The organism is Kaistella rhinocerotis, from assembly GCF_030243905.1.
In the GTDB taxonomy this organism is placed as follows: Bacteria; Bacteroidota; Bacteroidia; order Flavobacteriales; family Weeksellaceae; genus Kaistella; species Kaistella rhinocerotis.
Genome location: NZ_JASSYY010000001.1, coordinates 1,089,129 through 1,107,536 on the forward strand (window position 1 = coordinate 1,089,129; position 18,408 = coordinate 1,107,536).

Genomic DNA, 18,408 nt, shown 5'->3' on the forward strand with positions numbered 1-18,408 from the left:
GTGTCGTTTCAATCAACCATTTGTAACAATTTAAAACAAAAAAAAGAACCACTTCTCAGGGTTCTTTCTTTAGAATTTCTTTAATTGGAATAGCTCACCAGCTCCTGCTTTTGTGCATTGATGATTTTATATTCCAAATATTTAAATGAGTCACGCGGAATGATGGTCACCCATTTTTTGTATTTCACGTACCATTTTGCCTGGATGCTCATGATCCCTTTGGTAAGATAGGCTTCCACAAACGGATGCACATGAAGGAAGATCTTTCCTTTCTCTTTCTGAATGATATTGCGGATCATTTCTTCCATCCTTTCCACTACCACGATTGGCGCTAAAATTTCGCCCGCAGCGTTCGGGTTCTCCTCTTTGGTTTCAATGATGTTTTCAGGACGCGTGCGCTGTCTCGTAAGCTGAATGAGGCCAAATTTGCTTGGCGGCAAGATCTTGTGCCGTGCCTTGTCGCGGCTCATCTCGCTTTTCAGGTGTTCGTAGAGATCGCGGCGGTGGTCTGCATTGATCATGTCGATGAAATCTATGACGATGATTCCGCCCATATCGCGCAGGCGAAGCTGACGTGCAATTTCTGTCGCGGCCATTTTGTTGACATTCAGCGCATGTTCTCTGCTCGCAGAGTTGCCGGATGAAATATTGTTACCGGAGTTTACATCTACCACGTGAAGTGCTTCTGTATGCTCGATAACGAGGTACGCGCCTTTAGAACTGGGGATATTTACGTGTTTTCCGAAGCTTTGTTTAAGCTGCTTTTCTACGTTGTAATATTCCATCAAAGGAATGGGTTTATCGTAGAACTGCACGATATTTTTGCGTTCCGGCGCGATCACTTCAAGGTATGAACGCATGTCCTGAACCATCTGCTCATCATCACAAATGATCGATACGAAATCTGCATTGAAATTATCACGAAGAATCGCGGAGGCTTTATCTTCCTCGCTCAACACGCGGCTTGGAACTTTGTTTTTCTGAAGATTACGGAAAGCGGTTTCCCATTTCTGAACCAGCTGATTCATGTCATTGTGTAGCTCCGCCACCTTTTTACCTTCAGCAACTGTGCGGATGATTACACCAAAACCTTCAGGCTTAATGCTTTCAATCAAGGTTCTGAGACGCTCACGTTCTTCCGCGCTCGCTATTTTCTTTGAGATCGAGACACTTTTGTCGAACGGAATCAAAACCAGAAAACGTCCGGTAAGCGAAATCTGTGTAGAAATTCGCGGACCTTTGGTAGAAATCGGTTCTTTAGTGATCTGGAGAATTACGCTGTCATCTTTGGCGACAACTTTATCGATAAGGCCATTTTTGTGAATTTCAGGCTGGATATCGAAATTCTTTAGGGATGAAGTCGACTGTTTTTTAGAAAAAGTGTCCTTCAGAAATTTTTTATACGTCAGGAACTGCGGTCCGAGGTCCTGATAGTGTAGGAACGCGTCTTTTTCGTAGCCAATGCTTACGAAAGCCGCATTCAGGTTTGGCGCAAGTTTTTTCACTCTGCCGATGAACAGATCGCCCACCACAAAGTCGCTTTTATCTTCCTGCTCATGCAGTTCAAACAGCCGCCCGTCTTCGAGCAGTGCTATTTTTGATTTTTCATCTTCATGCGATATGATTAATTCTTTCTTCATTGTATTACCGAGGAATAAATAAGATTCCAAAGTGCCGGCCAGGATTTCGGCGGACCAATTTACTTCAAAACCGTACGATTTTTATTATAGCTAAAGCCTGATATAGCCGTGGATTACAAAGTATTTAAAAAACAAAAAACAGAGCATTTTGCTCTTTTTCATGTCAGTTTTTCCACGGCGGAAAATTTTGGCTTAAACAAAAATATAGTCGGTGAAATTTTATAAAAATAAAAACACCAACTATATTGTTATATGGTAGATCGCGAATTGATTACTTTTTCTTGTGTCTGTTCGCTCTTCTTCTTTTCTTTCTTTTGTGAGTAGCAACCTTGTGTCTCTTTCTTTTCTTTCCGCTTGGCATAATTTAAAAATTTTTAGTTTGTAACTTATATTTTATCGTTTATTATTTTACTGCTACTTTAGTTTTTACTTTCTCTACGAAAGTTTTTGAAGGTTTAAAAGCCGGAATATTGTGAGCCGGGATCTCGATTGCCGTATTTTTTGAAATATTTCTTCCCGTTTTTGCTGCTCTGGTCTTAATTACGAATGAACCGAAACCTCTTAAATAAACATTATCCCCATTGTACATTGAAGTTCTGATTTCCTGCATGAACGCCTCCACAACTTTCTGAGTTTCATTCTTTTCAGTACCCAATTTATTTGAGATGGTGCTCACCAATTCTGCCTTTGTCATTTCCTTTATTTATTTATATTTTTGGTGTGCAAATATAACAACATTTTTTGACAAGTAAAAAACAAAATGCTGATTTTCTTCACGTTGGTGAGAAACTCTTGGCATGGTACAGAACGCACGGCAGAGATTTACCGTTTCGCAATACGCGTGATCCTTACAAGATCTGGATCTGCGAAATCATCTTCCAGCAAACACGCATTTCGCAGGGTTTGAATCATTATAACAATTTCATCACACGCTTTCCGGATGTGCAGACACTGGCTGACGCTGAAAGTGATGAAGTCATCCTGTACTGGAAAGGTCTCGGCTACTATTCGCGCGCCATCAACATACACAAAGCTGCGCAGCAGATCATGAATGACTACGGCGGCAACTTTCCGTCAGCATATGAAGATATTCTCAAGTTGCGCGGTATTGGGAAATACACGGCGGCAGCCATTTCGAGCATCTGTTTTGGTGCGGTATTACCAGCGGTGGACGGAAATTTTTACCGCGTATTGTCGCGAATTTTTGCTGATGATTTTGATAGTTCGTCCTCAAAAGCCTTCAGTTACTTTTCCGAACTGGCGCTGATGATGATGCCGAAGAACGAACCGGGACACTTTAACGAAGCGATGATGGACTTAGGCTCCGAAGTTTGCCGGCCAAGAAATCCGAAATGTGATGAATGTCCGTTGCAAACAGATTGCCTAGCCTATAATCTGGGCCTGACTACGAAGTTTCCAGTAAAAAGTAAGCGGACGAAAGTAAGCGACCTGGAACTTACTTACTATTTTGTAGAGTTTGCCGGCAACTTTTTGATTCGCCAGCGCGGCGATGATTTTATCTGGAAGAAACTGTACGAATTCCCAAACGAAATAAGAGACGACTTTAAGGATAATATTTCCCATCAAAAAACCGTTACACATCAGCTTACGCATAAAAAATTAACGATTCATATCTATAAGGTCTCGCCAGACGACGAAAAACTGTTTCTGGAGTTTGCTTCGGAAGGCGGTTTTACGGCAATTTCACTAGAAGGATCACACGGAAAATCATTCCCAAAACCACTTGAAAATTATCTGACAACCATTTAACCCACAGATTAAATCGCAGTCTAATGTCTAAAGCAGTTGTTCCTCAAACTGATTTTTTAAAAATAGAATTTAGGGATTCTCGGAATTAAATGATTGATAAACACCTAAAGAGGGTTCCTAAATTCTGCTTTTTAAAACTGCTTTGCTTCAGACTTTTACACCACACAACTCCCCGCCGAAATCTCAAACCAAATTCGTACTTTTGCGCGATGTTTAAAAACCTAATTATCACTTTACTGGGACTTTTCACCATTTCGTGCGCAGAGGATGCGAAACCGAAACCCAGCGGTGAACTTCGGTTAGAATATCCTGCAGCCAAATATACTCGGTACAGCTCGCCGTGTGGGTTTTCATTTGAGCATTCGGCTTTTGCCAAAATTGAAAATGCCAAAAATGAATGTTGGTATTACATTTCTTACCCGGAAATGAAGGCCAAAGTCTTTATCACCTATTTCCCGGTGAAAAATGATTTCGCACTGCACATCAAGGAGTCCGAGAAAATGGTGTACGAGCACACCATAAAAGCAAGTGCGATCGACACTAAATCTTTCAGCTATCCTGAACGAAAGGTTTTCGGTAATTTTTATGAACTGAAAGGTCCTACTGCGTCCAACGTGCAGTTTTTCGTGACCGATTCTACGCGACATTATGTTACCGCCAACTTATATTTCAATTCCAGGCCAAAGCCAGATTCACTGGCGCCAGCCGTAGATTATATCAAAAAAGACCTTCAACACCTTATCGATACTTTTGAGTGGAGGTAACCGATAAGTTCCCATAATTCGAAATAATAATAAATATATATGAAACTTTTAGTCGTAGGATCCGTCGCTTTTGACGCCATTGAAACACCATTCGGGAAAACTGACAAAATTTTAGGCGGCGCCGCAACTTATATAGGCATCGCAGCTTCTATTCTGAATGTAAAATCGGGTATTGTGTCGGTAGTTGGAGGAGATTTTCCGCAATCTGATCTCGATATGCTGACAAACCGTGGCGTAAATATCGAAGGAATCGAAATCGTGAAAGACGGTAAAACCTTCTTCTGGAGCGGCAAATACCACAACGATCTGAACTCCCGCGATACCTTGGTGACTGAAGTGAACGTACTTGAAAACTTTGACCCTAAGATTCCGGATTCCATGCAGGACGCGGAAATTCTTATGCTCGGGAACCTTCATCCGGGTGTTCAGCTTTCAGTTTTAGAAAGAATGAACCAAAAGCCAAAACTGGTGATTCTCGACACGATGAACTTCTGGATGGATACAGCCTGGGACGTTTTGATGCAGATGATCGCAAAAACCGATGTCATCACCATCAACGACGAAGAAGCGCGCCAACTTTCAGGTGAATATTCATTGATCAAAGCAGCTAAAAAAATCCACGCGATGGGTCCGGAATATGTGATCATCAAAAAAGGTGAACATGGCGCACTACTTTTCCATGCGGGTAAAGTTTTCGCTATTCCGGCACTTTTGCTTGAAGAAGTTTTCGATCCTACCGGCGCCGGAGACACTTTTGCAGGCGGTTTTGCATCTTACTTAGCCAAAAAAGGCGATTTCAGTTTCGAAACGATGAAGTCTGCGCTGATTATCGGTTCTGCCATGGCATCTTTCACTGTAGAAAAATTCGGAACCGAAAAACTTCAGGAAGTGACGGAAGAAGAAATGAACAGGCGAATTCAGGAGTTCAAAGAATTGACTTCGTTTGAAGTGGAAGTCTAACTGCCGGTTTCATTTGAAATCTTTAAACAAAGCAAAAGCACAATATCGCAACATAGTATGAAAAAAATATTTTCATTTGGTTTTACTTTAATGGTGGGACTTGCATTGCAGGCCCAGTACATGATTATCGGGAAAGACAGTATTTCGCTGGCCAACTTCAAGAAAGAATACCAGTACGGTCTGCAAAACACCGGCGTAGAAAAGACGCTGGCTTCCACTGAAGACTTTATTCTTCTTCAGCAGTTCGCCGCGGAAAAGAAGGCCGACACCACGATGGCTTTTCGTGAAAAGATGGTGGAGAAAGAAGGTGAACTGCGTGAAAAGTTTTTCTATCCAAAGCAAGTGATTGATCCTGTGCTGAATGGTTATATGAAAGACAACCTTACTGAAAAGGAGGTGCAGATTTTCATCATCCAAAAAACGGAAGGCGATAAAAACAATTATCAGCATATCTACAGCGATGTAAAATCGGGTAAAATAGCGATGGATGAGGCGGTGAAGAAGTACACCAAAGGAAATCCGGCGGCTATCTTTGTCAAACCCGGAAGTGTTGACATTAACCTTTACGACGAACTTAAAAACCTGCCGAACAACAGCTATACTAAGTTGATTGACACGCCCGGCTATGTGGCTTTCGCTAAAGTTTTAAGTTCACGGCCAAGCTTGGGCTACATGATTTTCGGCACACTTTCTATCCCGAAAGACGAAAATTACGAAACCACAAAAAACAAGATTTACACGGACCTTAATGCCGGTAAATCTTTTCGCGAAGTCGCGAAACTTTACGGCGCTTCTGAACACGAGAAGGAAAGCGGCGGCGTGGTGATGGGTTCACCTACGCTTCCTGCGGAGATTTACAACTTGTTCAAAGGGCAGAAATCTGGCTATTATACGCCTGAACCTGTACTTTTTGGCGACAAATATTTTGTTTTTAATATTTATAATGTTGAGCCCTACACGCTGACTGAAAAAAACCGCGACTTTTTCATCAAAGACATGAACGCTACACTTTACGGCGAAAAACTTCAGGATGCGATGATCGCTTACCTGAAGGCAGACCCTTCGTACAAAGAGTTCCCAGAATATCAGCAGGCAAAAAAATCCTACCAGGCCTTTGCTGCGGCCAAAGACAATACCGTTTTATACGCTACCGGGAGCCGAAAGACCACCGTTGGGGACATCAAGACACTGATTGGCGACCAAAAATCCGAAGCAGAGAAAATGTCTCCTGCCATTTGGGGTGAAGCGCTCGAAAGTGTACAGCAGGGACATCTTCTGGGCTACTACAGCGAAAATTTCGCCAAGCAGAAAAACATTCAAGCCGAACTTGACGACTACAAACGCGGTCTCTACTCGGACTATATTTTCTCAAAATACATCAGCGAAGAAATTGCAAAAAACCCGCAGTGGCTTACCGAGAACTATAACCGCAACAAATCCCGCTACATGTGGGGCAACCGCGCCGAAGGCCGCGTGGCGATCATCGCGGACCCTAAGCTGACAAAAGAAATTGCGAAGGAAATCAAAACACCAAAGAACTGGGATACGCTGAACGCCAAGTATTACGGCAAGCTGAATGACAAAAAGCAGATCCTTGTACATTTTGAGAAAGGCGAAATGTCTGAAGATGCTGATGTCTTCACCAAGTACAAAGTCCCTTTCAAGACCGGCGTTCATCAGACCAAAATGGCGGAGCGCGATCTGGTGATTGCAATCGACAAAATTTTGCCGCCGATGCAGATGACGGAAGCAGAATCTGCAGAAATGCTGAAAGATGCCGTGACCGAAGAAAAACTTCGAGAGATCATCGCCACGCAAAAGGCAAAAACCAAAATAGTAATAGAACCCGCTTTCAGAGCCGACCTTGAAAAGAACTTTAAGAAATAATTATAACAAAACATGCAGGTTATGTCGGCCAGATTGATAATTTTGCAAATCGTAAAAATAAACAGATAATGAACAGACACATAAAATTCGTTCTTCTCACCACATTCATCCTCAGCTTTTTCAGCATCAACATCAGTGCACAGCTGAAAACCGGCGACCTGGTAGACGGCATCGCGGTGGTAGTGGGAGACGAAATTATTCTGGAATCAGACATTGAAGACCAGGCAAACTTCGCAAAACAGCAGGGCGCACAGGTAGCAGACAAATGCGAGTTCGTGGAAAGCATTATCAGCAACAAACTCCTTATTTACGAAGCGAAACGTGATACGCTTATCGAAAACCGTTCTCAGGCGATCAAGGAGCAGGCAAACCAAAAGTATACGCAAATCCTTGGCCAGTTTCCAGACGAAAAAACGATGCTCACCACGTACAAGTTCCGCACGTCTTATGAAATGAAAAATGCCATTGAGAAAATCGATACCGATAATTACTACGGGCAAATGAAGTTTCAGCGCATCACTGATAAGGCGGATGTAACGCCGAACGAGGTTACCGATTTCTTCAATATGTACAAATTTCAGCTGCCGGAAGTAAAAGATGAAGTAAGCCTTTCGCAGATCACGATGTACCCAAAACTGACAGACGATCACAAAAACGAGATCATTGCGCGTCTGAATAAAATCAAAAAAGACATCGAAGGTGGCGAATCTTTCGAAAGCCAGGCCAGAATTTATTCTGATGATCCCGGCTCAGCATCCAACGGTGGACTTTACACCAATATCGCACGTGGCAAGATGGTAAAACCGTTCGAGGCCGCAGCGCTCAATCTTCAGGAAGGCGAGCTTTCAGAGCCTGTAGAATCAGAATTTGGCTATCACCTCATCCAGCTCGTGAAGAAGAGCGGCCGGATGTACGATGCACGCCATATCCTGCTAAAAGCAGAACCAAATGCTGACGAAATCGCCACTGCACGCAAAGAACTCGACAGCATCCGTACTTTGATAATGGAAGGAAAGCTTACCTTCAAGGAAGCTGCTTACCGTTTTTCAGACGACAAACAGACCAAGTTCAACGCGGGCATCGTCACTTCGCAGGACGGCTCAGACCGTATCGAGAAGCTGAACCTTCCGCCTACCCTGTCTTATCAGATCGCGGGTCTAAACAAAGGCGACATCACCGATGTTTTCCAGGATACAGAACGTGACCGTAAAGTGGTTTCAATCATCAAGGTTGATGACGTCATCGCGGCACACCAGCTCGACATCAACACCGACTACGACCGCATCAAGCAGATGGCGCTCAACAAGAAGAAGAATGAAATGGTAGAGCAATGGGTGAAAGAAAGACTGCCAAACGTCTTCATCTCGATCAACGACCGGTACAAAACCTGCACCTTCAAAACAGACTGGCGCAAGACTACGGCCTCAAACTAAAACACAATCTCCGCTTCCCGCGGAGATTTTTTTTGCGTCATTGCAATGCGCCGTTAGCAAGCGTCATTGCGATCCGCCGCGGCGGAGAAGCAGCCCCATGTTATAAGCGCCTGTACTTTCCATTTCCCTCTTGACTCCTGGCTCTTGACTCTTGGCTCTTGGCTCTCAACTCTCGCCTCTTTTCTCTTTGCTCTTTGCTCTTTCCTCATTCCTCCTTATCTTTACCCTATGACCAATACCATCACTCAACTCTTCGAGATCAAATATCCCATCATTCAGGGCGGCATGATCTGGAATTCAGGCTGGCGTCTCGCCTCCGCGGTTTCCAATAACGGCGGTCTCGGACTCATCGGTGCAGGAAGTATGTATCCCGACATTCTGCGCGAGAACATCCGGAAATGCAAAGCCGCCACCGACAAGCCTTTTGGCGTGAACATTCCGATGCTCTATCCCAACCTCGATGAAGTCATTAAAATAATCCTGGAAGAAGGCGTGAAGATCGTTTTCACCTCCGCCGGAAACCCCAAGACCTACACCGAAACACTTCAGAAGGAAGGTCTGAAAGTAGCGCACGTAGTTTCTTCCACCAAGTTTGCAATGAAATGTGAAGACGCCGGTGTAGATGCGATCGTGGCGGAAGGCTTCGAAGCCGGCGGACATAACGGCCGTGACGAAACCACCACTTTTTGTCTCATTCCAAACGTTAAAAAACACATCTCGAAACCACTGATTGCCGCGGGTGGAATTGCACTCGGTTCGCAGATGAAAGCCGCGATGATTTTGGGCGCCGACGGCGTTCAGATCGGTTCGCGTTTCGCAGCCACCGAAGAAGCAAGTTCACACACCGACTGGAAAAACAAAGTCATCTCCCTCAACGAAGGCGACACGCAGCTCACGCTTAAAGAACTCGCGCCCGTAAGACTCGTAAAAAACAAGTTCTTCCACGACCTTGAAAAGCTTTATGAAACAGGACGTGATGCCGAAGCTCTAAAACAAACGCTCGGCCGTGCGCGCGCAAAACGAGGAATGTTTGAAGGTGATCTGGAGGAAGGCGAACTCGAGATTGGGCAGGTTTCGGCTTTAATTAATGAAATACTGCCGGTTGAAAAAGTCTTTGAGAATCTGCTGAAAGAATACCGCGAAGCCACAAGCTTCGATATTTAAAAAGAAATTCCGTCCCAAGAACTGAGACGGAATTTCTTTTATGCATGCGCGTTTTGCGCCATTGCCTTATCCTGAGTTTTCTTAGCTCTTTTCGCTTCGTATTTTTTCATTACATAACCGATAGCGATGGGCGCTACCCACATCAGGACCTTTCTTAAAAGTGTAGGATTCATAATAATTTATTTTCCGGTAAGGTTTCAAGAATTAAGCCAAACACCCTTGCGCCGTTACCCCTTATCTGCCAGCGCCTCACCTTCAAAAGCGATCCCGCCCCAGCCCGATTGCATAAAGTTACGGATGTTCTGGTGGTCGCTGCCCTCAGGATTTTGCAGCACATCTGTCCGGTAGAACTCCCCGAACAGCGCCAGCGTTTCCTCTTCGCTAAGCCCTTTCAGCTTTGCAAAACTGAAAACCTTACACGAGCCGTTATTTTCACCCGCTTCATTCACCGCATTTCCGTTGGTAAATTTTGTGGGCGTGAAATGGTAATGTTGGTGGATGTAGGCGATGACGTCTTTAAAGTCTATGGTTTGTGGGGAGGTTTTGAGTTGGGTGAGGAGCATATTATATTTTAATTATTTCTTACGCACTCAAAGATGCAATTTATTTAGCTATTTTCCGTAAGTCATAATTATCGAAACTTGTTTATATTTGGTTGCTCATGAAGTTCACATTCATGAGACCAATACACCACAATGGGGTTATTGGTATTTTTTATATCTGCAATGCTATAAATATTTTACCGATGAAAAGTTGTTTTATAATAATGCCAATTAGTGATGTGTCAACATATGAAAATGGGCATTTCAGAAGAGTTTACGAATATATCATATAGCCAGCTTGCGAACTAGCGGGATTTAGTCCCTTGAGAGCGGATGATGTCATTAATACAAATTATATTGCACTTGACATTGTAAAAAAGATAATTGAATCTGATATGGCAATCTGCGATCTAAGCTCTAGAAATCCCAATGTATTATATGAATTAGGAATAAGACAAGCATTCAACAAACCTGTTTCATTAATAAAAGACGCAAAAACTACCCGAATTTTTGATATACAAGGTTTTCGCGATATTGTTTACGATGAATCATTAAGGATTGATAGTGTGGGAGAAACTATTGAAAACCTAGCGCAAAATCTGACACTAACTTACGAAGAAAATGAAAATGACATAAACTCATTAATAAAATTGTTAGGAATAACACCAGCGAAAGTAGAAAGTGAGACAAAAATATCAATCGACACAGAGCTAATTTTAAACTCGCTATCGTCAATTGAAAGTAGATTAAGTTATATTGAAAAAGCTGATAAAGGAAAAGATTTCGCCACTAGACGAGGATTTGCTCAACATATTGGCCAGCACTACGAACAACAAAATTATCCCTTAGAAGAAATAAAAGACCTAAAGGTTGGGGATTTTGTTTTACACGAAAGATTTGGAGTAGGCGAAGTCATAAAACTCGAAGGAAATCCAAGTAGCTTGGCCGAGTATAAAGGTGAAATAACATTCGAAGATGGCACGAAGAAATTAATGTTGAATTTCGCTAAACTTAAAAAGCACAGCAGCAAATAAGATATTTCTACAAGCACGTATGAAGTTTAATCAAGGTTCCACGCTGTGCAAACTCTCCCCACTTTAAGCCTACTCAAAAGAAAGCCGACTTTATAAATCCCACTCCGAGGTCTACTACTTCGGAGTTTTTTCCCCAACCAACAAAAAAAATCTCACCCATTCCGAAATAATTTCTACATTAACTTCTCAACAACCTAAAACACAACAAGATGGCATCACAATCAGAAGTACGCGCGCAATGTGGCGAACCTTCCGAAACTCATCCCGCAGATTACGGCGTATACATAACCTTGTCAAGGTTTTTTTGTGGATAGCGTCCCTCAAAGTTGTTCCATCACAATAAGCAGAAATTTTCGCTATGGCTTACACCCGAATTCTGTACCATCTGGTTTTCCGTACTAAAGCAAGCGGTAAAACAATTCCTTTAAGCCAGGCCCCGGAACTGTACCGCTACATCTGGGGGATCCTTAAAAACCAAAACTGTGTTCTCTACCGCATTAACGGGATGGAAGAACACGTGCACATCCTTTTTGACCTGCATCCGTCTGTCGCCCTGGCGGATCTGGTGAAAGATATTAAAGTAGCTTCCTCGAAATGGATGAAACAATCCGGGCTTTTTCCGGAGTTCCGCGGGTGAGGCATTAAATATTGCGCGTTCACCTACTCCATCAGGGAGAAAGACATGTTGATTAACTATATTAAAAATCAGCAGACTCACCACAGAAACGAAAGTTTCCAAGAAGAAATTCACCGTTTGTGGAAAGACGCAGAAATCGAGGACGACATCAAATGGTTTTGGGTTGATAATTGAACTCCTACGGAGTTCGGTGTGGGTGGAGTGACGTGGGCGCGTGGCCCCGAGGCTCGTAATCCCCGCACGGCGCTTCGCTTGTGTGGGATTAAGGAAAGTGAACTCCTACGGAGTTCGGCGTGGTGGGCGTGGGAGGACATCGCGCGACTCCGAAGGAGTCGAACGTGCATCACCCCGAATCCCGTTCGCGGAGAAAGGGGGGAGTACGGACTACCTGTAACGCAGCGTAAGCGCATCACAGCATACGGCTTGCACACATCCCGCGACTCCGAAGGAGTCGAATATGCGTCACCCCGAATGCAATTCGGGGTACAAAAAAAACCACCTCAAATCGAGGTGGTTCCGTATTTATATACATTCAGAATTAAAAACCTTCCGGCTTCACATCGTCTGTATTTTCGCTTTCGTTCAGTGGCTTGAAGGTGTCTTCGCCAGCAGGTTTCTCGGTTTGGCGCCCACTGTGCTGTGGTCTGTCGTTACCGCCTCTGTTGTTCCCACCCGGTCTTCTGTCACCACCGTCTCTGCGGTCGTTTCTTGGGCCGCGGTTTTCGCGGTTATCGCTTTCACCTTCTTTACGCTCCGGTCTTGGAGGTCTTTCAAGAAGTACTTTACGTGAAAGTTTCATTTTCTTACGGTCATCATAACCCATGAATTTCACTTCCACCATGTCGCCTTCGTTGTAAGGAACTTTGTCAAGTCTTGCCCATTCGATTTCTGAGATGTGAAGAAGACCTTCAGTACCCTTAGCAATTGCTACGAAAGCACCGAAATCCATTACTTTCACAACCTTACCTTGGTAAACTTCGCCTACAGTCGGTACGAAAGTGATTTCGTTGATGGCTGCAATGGTCGCGTTGATATTCTCTCTGCTCACGCCGGAAATTTCAATTCTTCCGATCTCACCGATTTCCTCAATCGCAATAACCGTATCGAAATCTTTCTGCATCTGCTGAATAATTTTACCGCCAGGTCCGATAACAGCACCGATGAATTCCTTAGGAATCTCGAGTACTTCCATTTTCGGAGCGTGTGGTTTAACGTCAGTTCTAGGTGCGTCGATGGTTTTCAGCATTTCACCAAGGATATGTAGACGTCCTTCTCTCGCTTGTTTCAAAGCAGTTTCCATGATGTCCATAGAAAGACCCTGGATTTTGATATCCATCTGGCAGGCTGTGATTCCGTCTGCCGTTCCGGTTACTTTAAAGTCCATATCACCTAAGTGATCTTCGTCTCCTAAGATATCAGAAAGAACAGTAAACTTACCCGATTCAGGGTCAGTTACCAATCCCATTGCAATACCCGAAACCGGTTTCGTGATCTGTACACCTGCGTCCATCAGAGCCAATGTTCCGGCGCAAACCGTTGCCATTGAAGATGAACCGTTAGATTCAAGGATATCAGAAACGATACGGATCGTGTAAGGGTTTTCTGCCGGAATAATTCTTGAAAGAGCGCGCTGTGCCAGGTTTCCGTGACCAACCTCTCTTCTTGATGTACCTCTTAAAGGTCTTGCCTCACCTGTAGAGAACGGCGGGAAGTTATAGTGAAGGAAAAATTTCTCGTCGTAATTGATGGCTACGGAATCTACCATATTGGCATCTTTCACTGAACCTAAAGTTACAGCTGTTAAAGACTGAGTTTCACCTCTGGTGAATACTGCAGATCCGTGAGCTCCCGGCAGGTAATCCACTTCTGACCAGATCGGACGGATAGTTTCCGGCGTACGGCCATCCAGACGGATTTTCTCGTTCAGGATCATTTGTCTCATTGCCTCTTTCTCCACATCGTGGAAATAGATCTTGGCAAATGGCTTTACAGTTTCCAGTTCTTCTTCTGAATACTGAGCTAAGAACTCCTCCAGAACAGCCTTGAAGTTATCATGTCTTTCTTCTTTTGCAGACGGAGTTTTAGCAACTTCGTAAACTTTGTCGAAAGTATCTTTCCAAACCTTTTCACGAATTTCTTCGTCATGTGTTTCGTGGGTATATTCTCTTTTTGGTAAAGATTTCCCTACTCTTTCAGCAAGCCTTTCCTGCGCTTCAACCTGAACTTTAATTTCTTCGTGTGCGAATTTAATGGCTTCGATCATTTCCTCTTCGGTAATCTCGTCCATCACACCTTCTACCATTACGATAGAATCTTTGGTAGCACCTACAAGGATGTTAAGGTCTGCTTTATCCAGATTCTCCCTGCTTGGATTTACAACTAACTGTCCGTCAATTCTGGCTACCGTTACTTCAGACATCGGTCCGTTGAAAGGGATATCCGTGATTGCAATGGCAGCAGAAGCGGCCAAACCAGCCAGTGCTTCAGGCATACATTCTTTATCATAAGAAATCAGGGAAATCATCACCTGAACTTCAGCGTGGAAATCGTCCGGGAAAAGCGGACGCAAAACGCGGTCTACCAGTCTCATCGTTAAAATTTCCTCGTCAGATGGTCTGGCTTCTCTACGGAAAAAGTTTCCGGGGATTTTACCTCCTGAATAGAATTTCTCTCTGTAATCTACCGTCAGTGGAAGAAAATCCACGCCCGGGCTTGCATCTTTGTTGGCTACAACGGTTGCCAGAAGCATCGTTCCGCCCATTCTTACTACTACAGATCCGTTGGCCTGCTTGGCCAGTTTCCCTGTCTCGATGGTGATCTCTCTACCATCCTTTAATTGAATTTTTTCAATAATTGCTTGTGGAGCATTCATAAAATCTGTTCGTCTTGGGCACTCCGTATTGAGTGCGGTTAAATATTTAATCTTTTTAAATTTCGAGGGCAAAGATACAGAAAATCACCTTAACCAAGATGGTAAGGGCCGGAGCGTCTGCCGCAGCGCGGGATTTAGGTAACATACACTCAATTTCCCCGACACATCGCCAAAAACGATCTATGAAAACACTTCTGAAAGCCGAATATACCGCACTTTTCCTCATCGGCATCTTTGCATTTCACCAAACCGGAATTTCCTGGTGGTGGTTTCTTGCCTTTTTTTTCATGCCGGATATCTCAATGCTGGGCTACGCGGCGGGAAATCGCGTTGGCGCTGTTTCCTACAATATCTTCCATCACTTTGCGTCCGGAGTTCTATGTTTTGTTTTGGGCAAATATTTAAATATTCACAATTTGGAAGTTGCAGGAATCATTTTGTTTACGCATTCGGCATTTGACAGGATCCTCGGTTACGGATTGAAATTTCCAGACAGTTTCCACAATACCCATTTGGGGCGAATCGGTAAAGCGTAATTTTCTTTTGGCTAAAGGTTTCACCGGTCTTTTACATAAATCTTTAAAGCTGAAAAAAAATATTAATTTTACTATCAAGAAAAGTTCAGAACATGAGATACCATCATTCCGGGAAAATTCCGCAGAAAAGACATACCGTTTTTAAATCTGAAGACGACAAATTCTACTACGAACAGCTTTTCGGCACCGAAGGTTTTCACGGAATCTCATCTTTGCTGTATCATATCCATCGGCCGACACAGATAAAATCGATCAGTGAACCGAAAGATGTAACACCAAAGATTGCGGTTGCGAAAAACGTAACGCCAAGAATGTTCAAAGGCATGAATGTGACGCGCGAAGACGATTTTCTGGATAGCCGCAAAATCCTCATGCTCAATAACGACCTGAAAATGGGTCTCGCAAAACCACGCATATCAACAGAATATTTCTATAAAAATGCCGAATGTGATGAAATGCTTTTCGTGCACGAAGGCACCGGAATCTTAAAAACTTTTGTCGGAAACCTCGAGTTTTCTGTCGGAGATTACCTCATCATTCCGCGCGGCACCATTTATCAGCTCGAACTTTTCAGCGAGAACAACGTCTTCATGATCGTTGAAAGTCATTCGCCAATCTACACGCCGAAGCGTTACAGGAATGAATTTGGGCAATTACTGGAACATTCACCATTTTGTGAGCGCGATATTGAGACACCGACTTTCGTGGAACCTATCGACCAAAAAGGCGATTTCTTAATCAAGGTAAAAAAGGAAAACCAAATCTGGGATTTCATCTACGCCACGCATCCATTCGACGTTGTGGGCTGGGACGGCTATTTTTATCCGTTTAAATTTAATATTAAAAATTTCGAACCTATCACTGGGCGCGTTCACCTGCCGCCGCCAATTCACCAGACTTTCGAGGCGCACAATTTCGTGGTTTGCTCCTTTGTGGCGAGAATGTACGATTACCATCCGCTGGCCATTCCGGCACCTTACAACCACTCCAATATCGATTCAGACGAAGTGCTTTTTTACACCGAAGGTGATTTCATGAGCCGAAACCATATAGATTTAATGGACTTTACGCTGCATCCGGGCGGAATTGTTCACGGACCTCATCCCGGCGCAATGGAACGCAGTATCGGGAAAAAATTTACGGAAGAATATGCGGTGATGGTGGATCCTTTCAGACCTTTGAAATTAACTGAGGAAGCACTGAAAGTGGAAGATCCTACGTACAAAACTTCGTGGCTGGACACAATGGACAATCATCTGGAAGACCGTTCACAGGAATAGGTTTGCGAACATTTTAAACATAAACAAGCCGCCCCGAAACTTCGGAGCAGCTTTCTTTTGATTAAAATCTAACTGCCGGCGAATGGCGTCCCAAAAAGCCCGACGGCCAGTTCTGCCCAGATCAGCATAAGAACCAGCAGCACACTCACACTGAGTATGAGGCGGTTTCGGCGGCTCTTCACCTTTCTAAGCACAAAATCAATGATTCCGGCAGTGCCGAAAAGCAGTATTCCGCCGATTACAAAATCGGAAACCGTCCAGTTCACTTCCTTTGTAAACTGCATCGCCACTAAAGGTAAGACCAGCAACATCGCCGGAATACCGTAAAGCGTAGAATTTCTAATGGTTGTGTTCATCATTTTGAATTTTAAAGATTTAAACCTTCATTTAGAGCAAAGTAAGAGATTTTTGAAACGCGAAATTTATTTTTTTAATGATTTTATTCAAAAATGACATTCCTCATCAGGGGTGTAAAGGGAATTGAGTATTTTTGGAGTATAATCAAAGTAAATACTAGTTATGGTTCAATATGTAAGCGCCGAAGAGGCGGTATCTCTCATCAAAAGCGGCGACAGGATTTTTTCCCACGGCAGTGCCTGCACCCCAAACCATTTGATTGACGAACTCGGCCGCCAGGCCAGCCGTCTGAGCGGTGTAGAATTCGTCTCGATCACCCAGCAGGGAACGGTAGAAATCGCCAAGCCACAATATAAAGACAGTTTCTATATCAATTCACTTTTCGTCTCTACTCCGGTGAGATCGGCTGTGAACTCAGAACAGGGAGATTTCGTCCCTGTTTTTTTAAGTGAGATTCCGCTGCTTTTTAAGAAAGGCATCTTACCGATCGATGTCGCGATGATCACCGTTTCACCACCAGACCAGCACGGCTACTGCACACTCGGAACTTCCGTTGACGTTGCCCGGAGCGCTGTAGATACCGCAAAGATCATCATCGCGCAGGTGAACCCAAGAATGCCCCGAACACATGGCGACGGCATGATTCACCACAGCAAGATCCACAAAATGGTGTGGCACGAAGAAGAACTCCTCACGGTAGATTATGGCGCGAAAGTGGGCCAGGAAGAACTTCTGATCGGCAACAATGTTGCACAACTGATTGATGACCGCGCTACGCTTCAGATGGGAATCGGCACAATTCCAGATGCCGTGTTGAAATGTCTTCACAACCACAAAGATCTTGGCATCCATACCGAAATGATCAGCGACGGCATCGTAGACCTGGTTGCCAATGACATCATCACCAATAAATATAAAGGTACGCACAGCAACCGTACGATCACGAGTTTTGCCTTCGGCACCAGAAAATTATACGATTATATCGACGATAATCCTTCTTTCGCCTTCATGGATGTGGAACATGTGAATTACCCGATCAACATCATGAAGAACAAGAATATGGTAGCTATAAATTCTGCCATTGAAATTGACCTTACAGGCCAGGTTTGTGCAGATTCTATCGGGACATTCCAGTTCAGCGGGATCGGCGGACAGATGGATTTTATGCGGGGTGCGGCTTTGGCTGAAGGAGGGAAACCAATCATCGCGATTTCCTCAAGAACCAAAAAAGGCGTCCCACGGATCGTTCCTTATCTAAAACCCGGCGCCGGCGTAGTGACGACCAGAGGCCATATCCATTATGTTGTAACCGAATTCGGAACGGCGTATCTGTACGGAAAAAGCTTGAGACAGAGAGCCAAAGCACTCATCGAAATCTCACATCCCGATGACCGTGAAATGCTTGAGAAAGCGACCTTCGAAAGGTTTAAATGCCTTTAAAAACACCAAATCCCGACGTTCAAGTCGGGATTTTTTTCATTATACACTCTTTCATTCAGGCTAAACTGCGAAAGCCATCTGCGAAAAGGGCG

The 18,408-nt window shown here is 44.0% G+C and carries 16 protein-coding genes and 1 pseudogene; 11 read left to right on the top strand and 6 right to left on the bottom strand.

Going from position 1 to position 18,408, the window contains the following annotated elements; all coding sequences use genetic code 11:
* Positions 1–80: 80 nt before the first annotated feature.
* Positions 81–1,640, bottom strand: a complete 1,560-nt coding sequence (locus QEP06_RS05080) for a ribonuclease E/G (RefSeq protein ID WP_285269332.1) — start codon at positions 1,638–1,640, stop codon at positions 81–83.
* Positions 1,641–2,043: 403 nt separating this feature from the next.
* Entirely contained in the window at positions 2,044–2,334 is a 291-nt protein-coding gene (locus QEP06_RS05085) for an HU family DNA-binding protein (RefSeq protein WP_012782072.1), read from the bottom strand.
* A 47-nt stretch (positions 2,335–2,381) separates the two neighbouring features.
* Between QEP06_RS05085 and mutY the strand changes: the two genes are divergently transcribed.
* From mutY to QEP06_RS05115, 6 genes are all read left to right on the top strand, one after another.
* On the top strand, positions 2,382–3,410 hold the full coding sequence (gene mutY, locus QEP06_RS05090) for an A/G-specific adenine glycosylase (RefSeq protein ID WP_285269333.1): 1,029 nt from the start codon (positions 2,382–2,384) through the stop codon (positions 3,408–3,410).
* A gap of 209 nt (positions 3,411–3,619) precedes the next feature.
* Entirely contained in the window at positions 3,620–4,174 is a 555-nt protein-coding gene (gene gldD / locus QEP06_RS05095; protein WP_251834211.1) for a gliding motility lipoprotein GldD, read from the top strand.
* Between the two features lie 39 nt (positions 4,175–4,213).
* Positions 4,214–5,134, top strand: coding sequence for a PfkB family carbohydrate kinase (locus QEP06_RS05100; RefSeq protein ID WP_285269334.1), 921 nt, complete (start codon positions 4,214–4,216; stop codon positions 5,132–5,134).
* Positions 5,135–5,191: 57 nt separating this feature from the next.
* Positions 5,192–7,021 carry a peptidylprolyl isomerase gene (locus QEP06_RS05105; protein ID WP_285269335.1) on the top strand — a complete coding sequence of 610 codons (1,830 nt, stop codon included), beginning with the start codon at positions 5,192–5,194 and terminating at the stop codon, positions 7,019–7,021.
* Positions 7,022–7,089: 68 nt separating this feature from the next.
* Entirely contained in the window at positions 7,090–8,454 is a 1,365-nt protein-coding gene (locus QEP06_RS05110) for a peptidylprolyl isomerase (RefSeq protein WP_251834214.1), read from the top strand.
* Positions 8,455–8,682: 228 nt separating this feature from the next.
* Positions 8,683–9,618, top strand: coding sequence for an NAD(P)H-dependent flavin oxidoreductase (locus QEP06_RS05115; protein ID WP_285269336.1), 936 nt, complete (start codon positions 8,683–8,685; stop codon positions 9,616–9,618).
* 38 nt (positions 9,619–9,656) lie between these two features.
* Here the strand turns inward: QEP06_RS05115 and QEP06_RS05120 are convergent, their stop codons facing one another.
* A complete protein-coding gene (locus tag QEP06_RS05120) occupies positions 9,657–9,791 on the bottom strand; it encodes a hypothetical protein (protein ID WP_262601872.1) in 135 nt (44 codons plus the stop codon).
* Between the two features lie 54 nt (positions 9,792–9,845).
* A complete protein-coding gene (locus QEP06_RS05125) occupies positions 9,846–10,181 on the bottom strand; it encodes a HopJ type III effector protein (RefSeq protein ID WP_285269337.1) in 336 nt (111 codons plus the stop codon).
* A gap of 374 nt (positions 10,182–10,555) precedes the next feature.
* Here QEP06_RS05125 and QEP06_RS05130 point away from each other — a divergent pair, with 374 nt between their 5' ends.
* A complete protein-coding gene (locus QEP06_RS05130) occupies positions 10,556–11,194 on the top strand; it encodes a hypothetical protein (protein ID WP_285269338.1) in 639 nt (212 codons plus the stop codon).
* A gap of 358 nt (positions 11,195–11,552) precedes the next feature.
* Positions 11,553–12,005 (top strand): annotated as a pseudogene (locus tag QEP06_RS11705) (IS200/IS605 family transposase).
* Positions 12,006–12,369: 364 nt separating this feature from the next.
* Here QEP06_RS11705 and QEP06_RS05145 read toward each other — a convergent pair.
* Complete coding sequence (locus QEP06_RS05145) at positions 12,370–14,703, bottom strand: polyribonucleotide nucleotidyltransferase (RefSeq protein WP_285269341.1); 2,334 nt, start codon at positions 14,701–14,703, stop codon at positions 12,370–12,372.
* A 182-nt stretch (positions 14,704–14,885) separates the two neighbouring features.
* Here QEP06_RS05145 and QEP06_RS05150 point away from each other — a divergent pair, with 182 nt between their 5' ends.
* Both QEP06_RS05150 and QEP06_RS05155 read left to right on the top strand, forming a co-directional pair.
* Positions 14,886–15,239: a DUF4260 domain-containing protein gene (locus QEP06_RS05150; protein ID WP_251834221.1), complete on the top strand. Its 354-nt coding sequence runs from the start codon at positions 14,886–14,888 to the stop codon at positions 15,237–15,239.
* A 92-nt stretch (positions 15,240–15,331) separates the two neighbouring features.
* Positions 15,332–16,519, top strand: a complete 1,188-nt coding sequence (locus tag QEP06_RS05155; RefSeq protein WP_285269342.1) for a homogentisate 1,2-dioxygenase — start codon at positions 15,332–15,334, stop codon at positions 16,517–16,519.
* Between the two features lie 68 nt (positions 16,520–16,587).
* On the opposite strand, the gene QEP06_RS05160 is transcribed toward QEP06_RS05155, so the two are convergent.
* Entirely contained in the window at positions 16,588–16,878 is a 291-nt protein-coding gene (locus QEP06_RS05160; protein ID WP_285269343.1) for a hypothetical protein, read from the bottom strand.
* A gap of 160 nt (positions 16,879–17,038) precedes the next feature.
* Between QEP06_RS05160 and QEP06_RS05165 the strand changes: the two genes are divergently transcribed.
* Positions 17,039–18,316, top strand: a complete 1,278-nt coding sequence (locus QEP06_RS05165; protein ID WP_285269344.1) for an acetyl-CoA hydrolase/transferase family protein — start codon at positions 17,039–17,041, stop codon at positions 18,314–18,316.
* Positions 18,317–18,408 lie beyond the last annotated feature (92 nt).

What these genes read in the sequence shown, in the direction of transcription:
- QEP06_RS05080 (WP_285269332.1), bottom strand. Translation starts at nt 1,640, where the DNA reads ATGAAGAAAGAATTAATCATATCGCATGAAGATGAAAAATCAAAAATA.
- QEP06_RS05085 (WP_012782072.1), bottom strand. Translation starts at nt 2,334, where the DNA reads ATGACAAAGGCAGAATTGGTGAGCACCATCTCAAATAAATTGGGTACT.
- gldD (WP_251834211.1), top strand. Translation starts at nt 3,620, where the DNA reads ATGTTTAAAAACCTAATTATCACTTTACTGGGACTTTTCACCATTTCG.
- QEP06_RS05100 (WP_285269334.1), top strand. Translation starts at nt 4,214, where the DNA reads ATGAAACTTTTAGTCGTAGGATCCGTCGCTTTTGACGCCATTGAAACA.
- QEP06_RS05105 (WP_285269335.1), top strand. Translation starts at nt 5,192, where the DNA reads ATGAAAAAAATATTTTCATTTGGTTTTACTTTAATGGTGGGACTTGCA.
- QEP06_RS05110 (WP_251834214.1), top strand. Translation starts at nt 7,090, where the DNA reads ATGAACAGACACATAAAATTCGTTCTTCTCACCACATTCATCCTCAGC.
- QEP06_RS05115 (WP_285269336.1), top strand. Translation starts at nt 8,683, where the DNA reads ATGACCAATACCATCACTCAACTCTTCGAGATCAAATATCCCATCATT.
- QEP06_RS05120 (WP_262601872.1), bottom strand. Translation starts at nt 9,791, where the DNA reads ATGAATCCTACACTTTTAAGAAAGGTCCTGATGTGGGTAGCGCCCATC.
- QEP06_RS05125 (WP_285269337.1), bottom strand. Translation starts at nt 10,181, where the DNA reads ATGCTCCTCACCCAACTCAAAACCTCCCCACAAACCATAGACTTTAAA.
- QEP06_RS05130 (WP_285269338.1), top strand. Translation starts at nt 10,556, where the DNA reads ATGGCAATCTGCGATCTAAGCTCTAGAAATCCCAATGTATTATATGAA.
- QEP06_RS05145 (WP_285269341.1), bottom strand. Translation starts at nt 14,703, where the DNA reads ATGAATGCTCCACAAGCAATTATTGAAAAAATTCAATTAAAGGATGGT.
- QEP06_RS05150 (WP_251834221.1), top strand. Translation starts at nt 14,886, where the DNA reads ATGAAAACACTTCTGAAAGCCGAATATACCGCACTTTTCCTCATCGGC.
- QEP06_RS05155 (WP_285269342.1), top strand. Translation starts at nt 15,332, where the DNA reads ATGAGATACCATCATTCCGGGAAAATTCCGCAGAAAAGACATACCGTT.
- QEP06_RS05160 (WP_285269343.1), bottom strand. Translation starts at nt 16,878, where the DNA reads ATGATGAACACAACCATTAGAAATTCTACGCTTTACGGTATTCCGGCG.
- QEP06_RS05165 (WP_285269344.1), top strand. Translation starts at nt 17,039, where the DNA reads ATGGTTCAATATGTAAGCGCCGAAGAGGCGGTATCTCTCATCAAAAGC.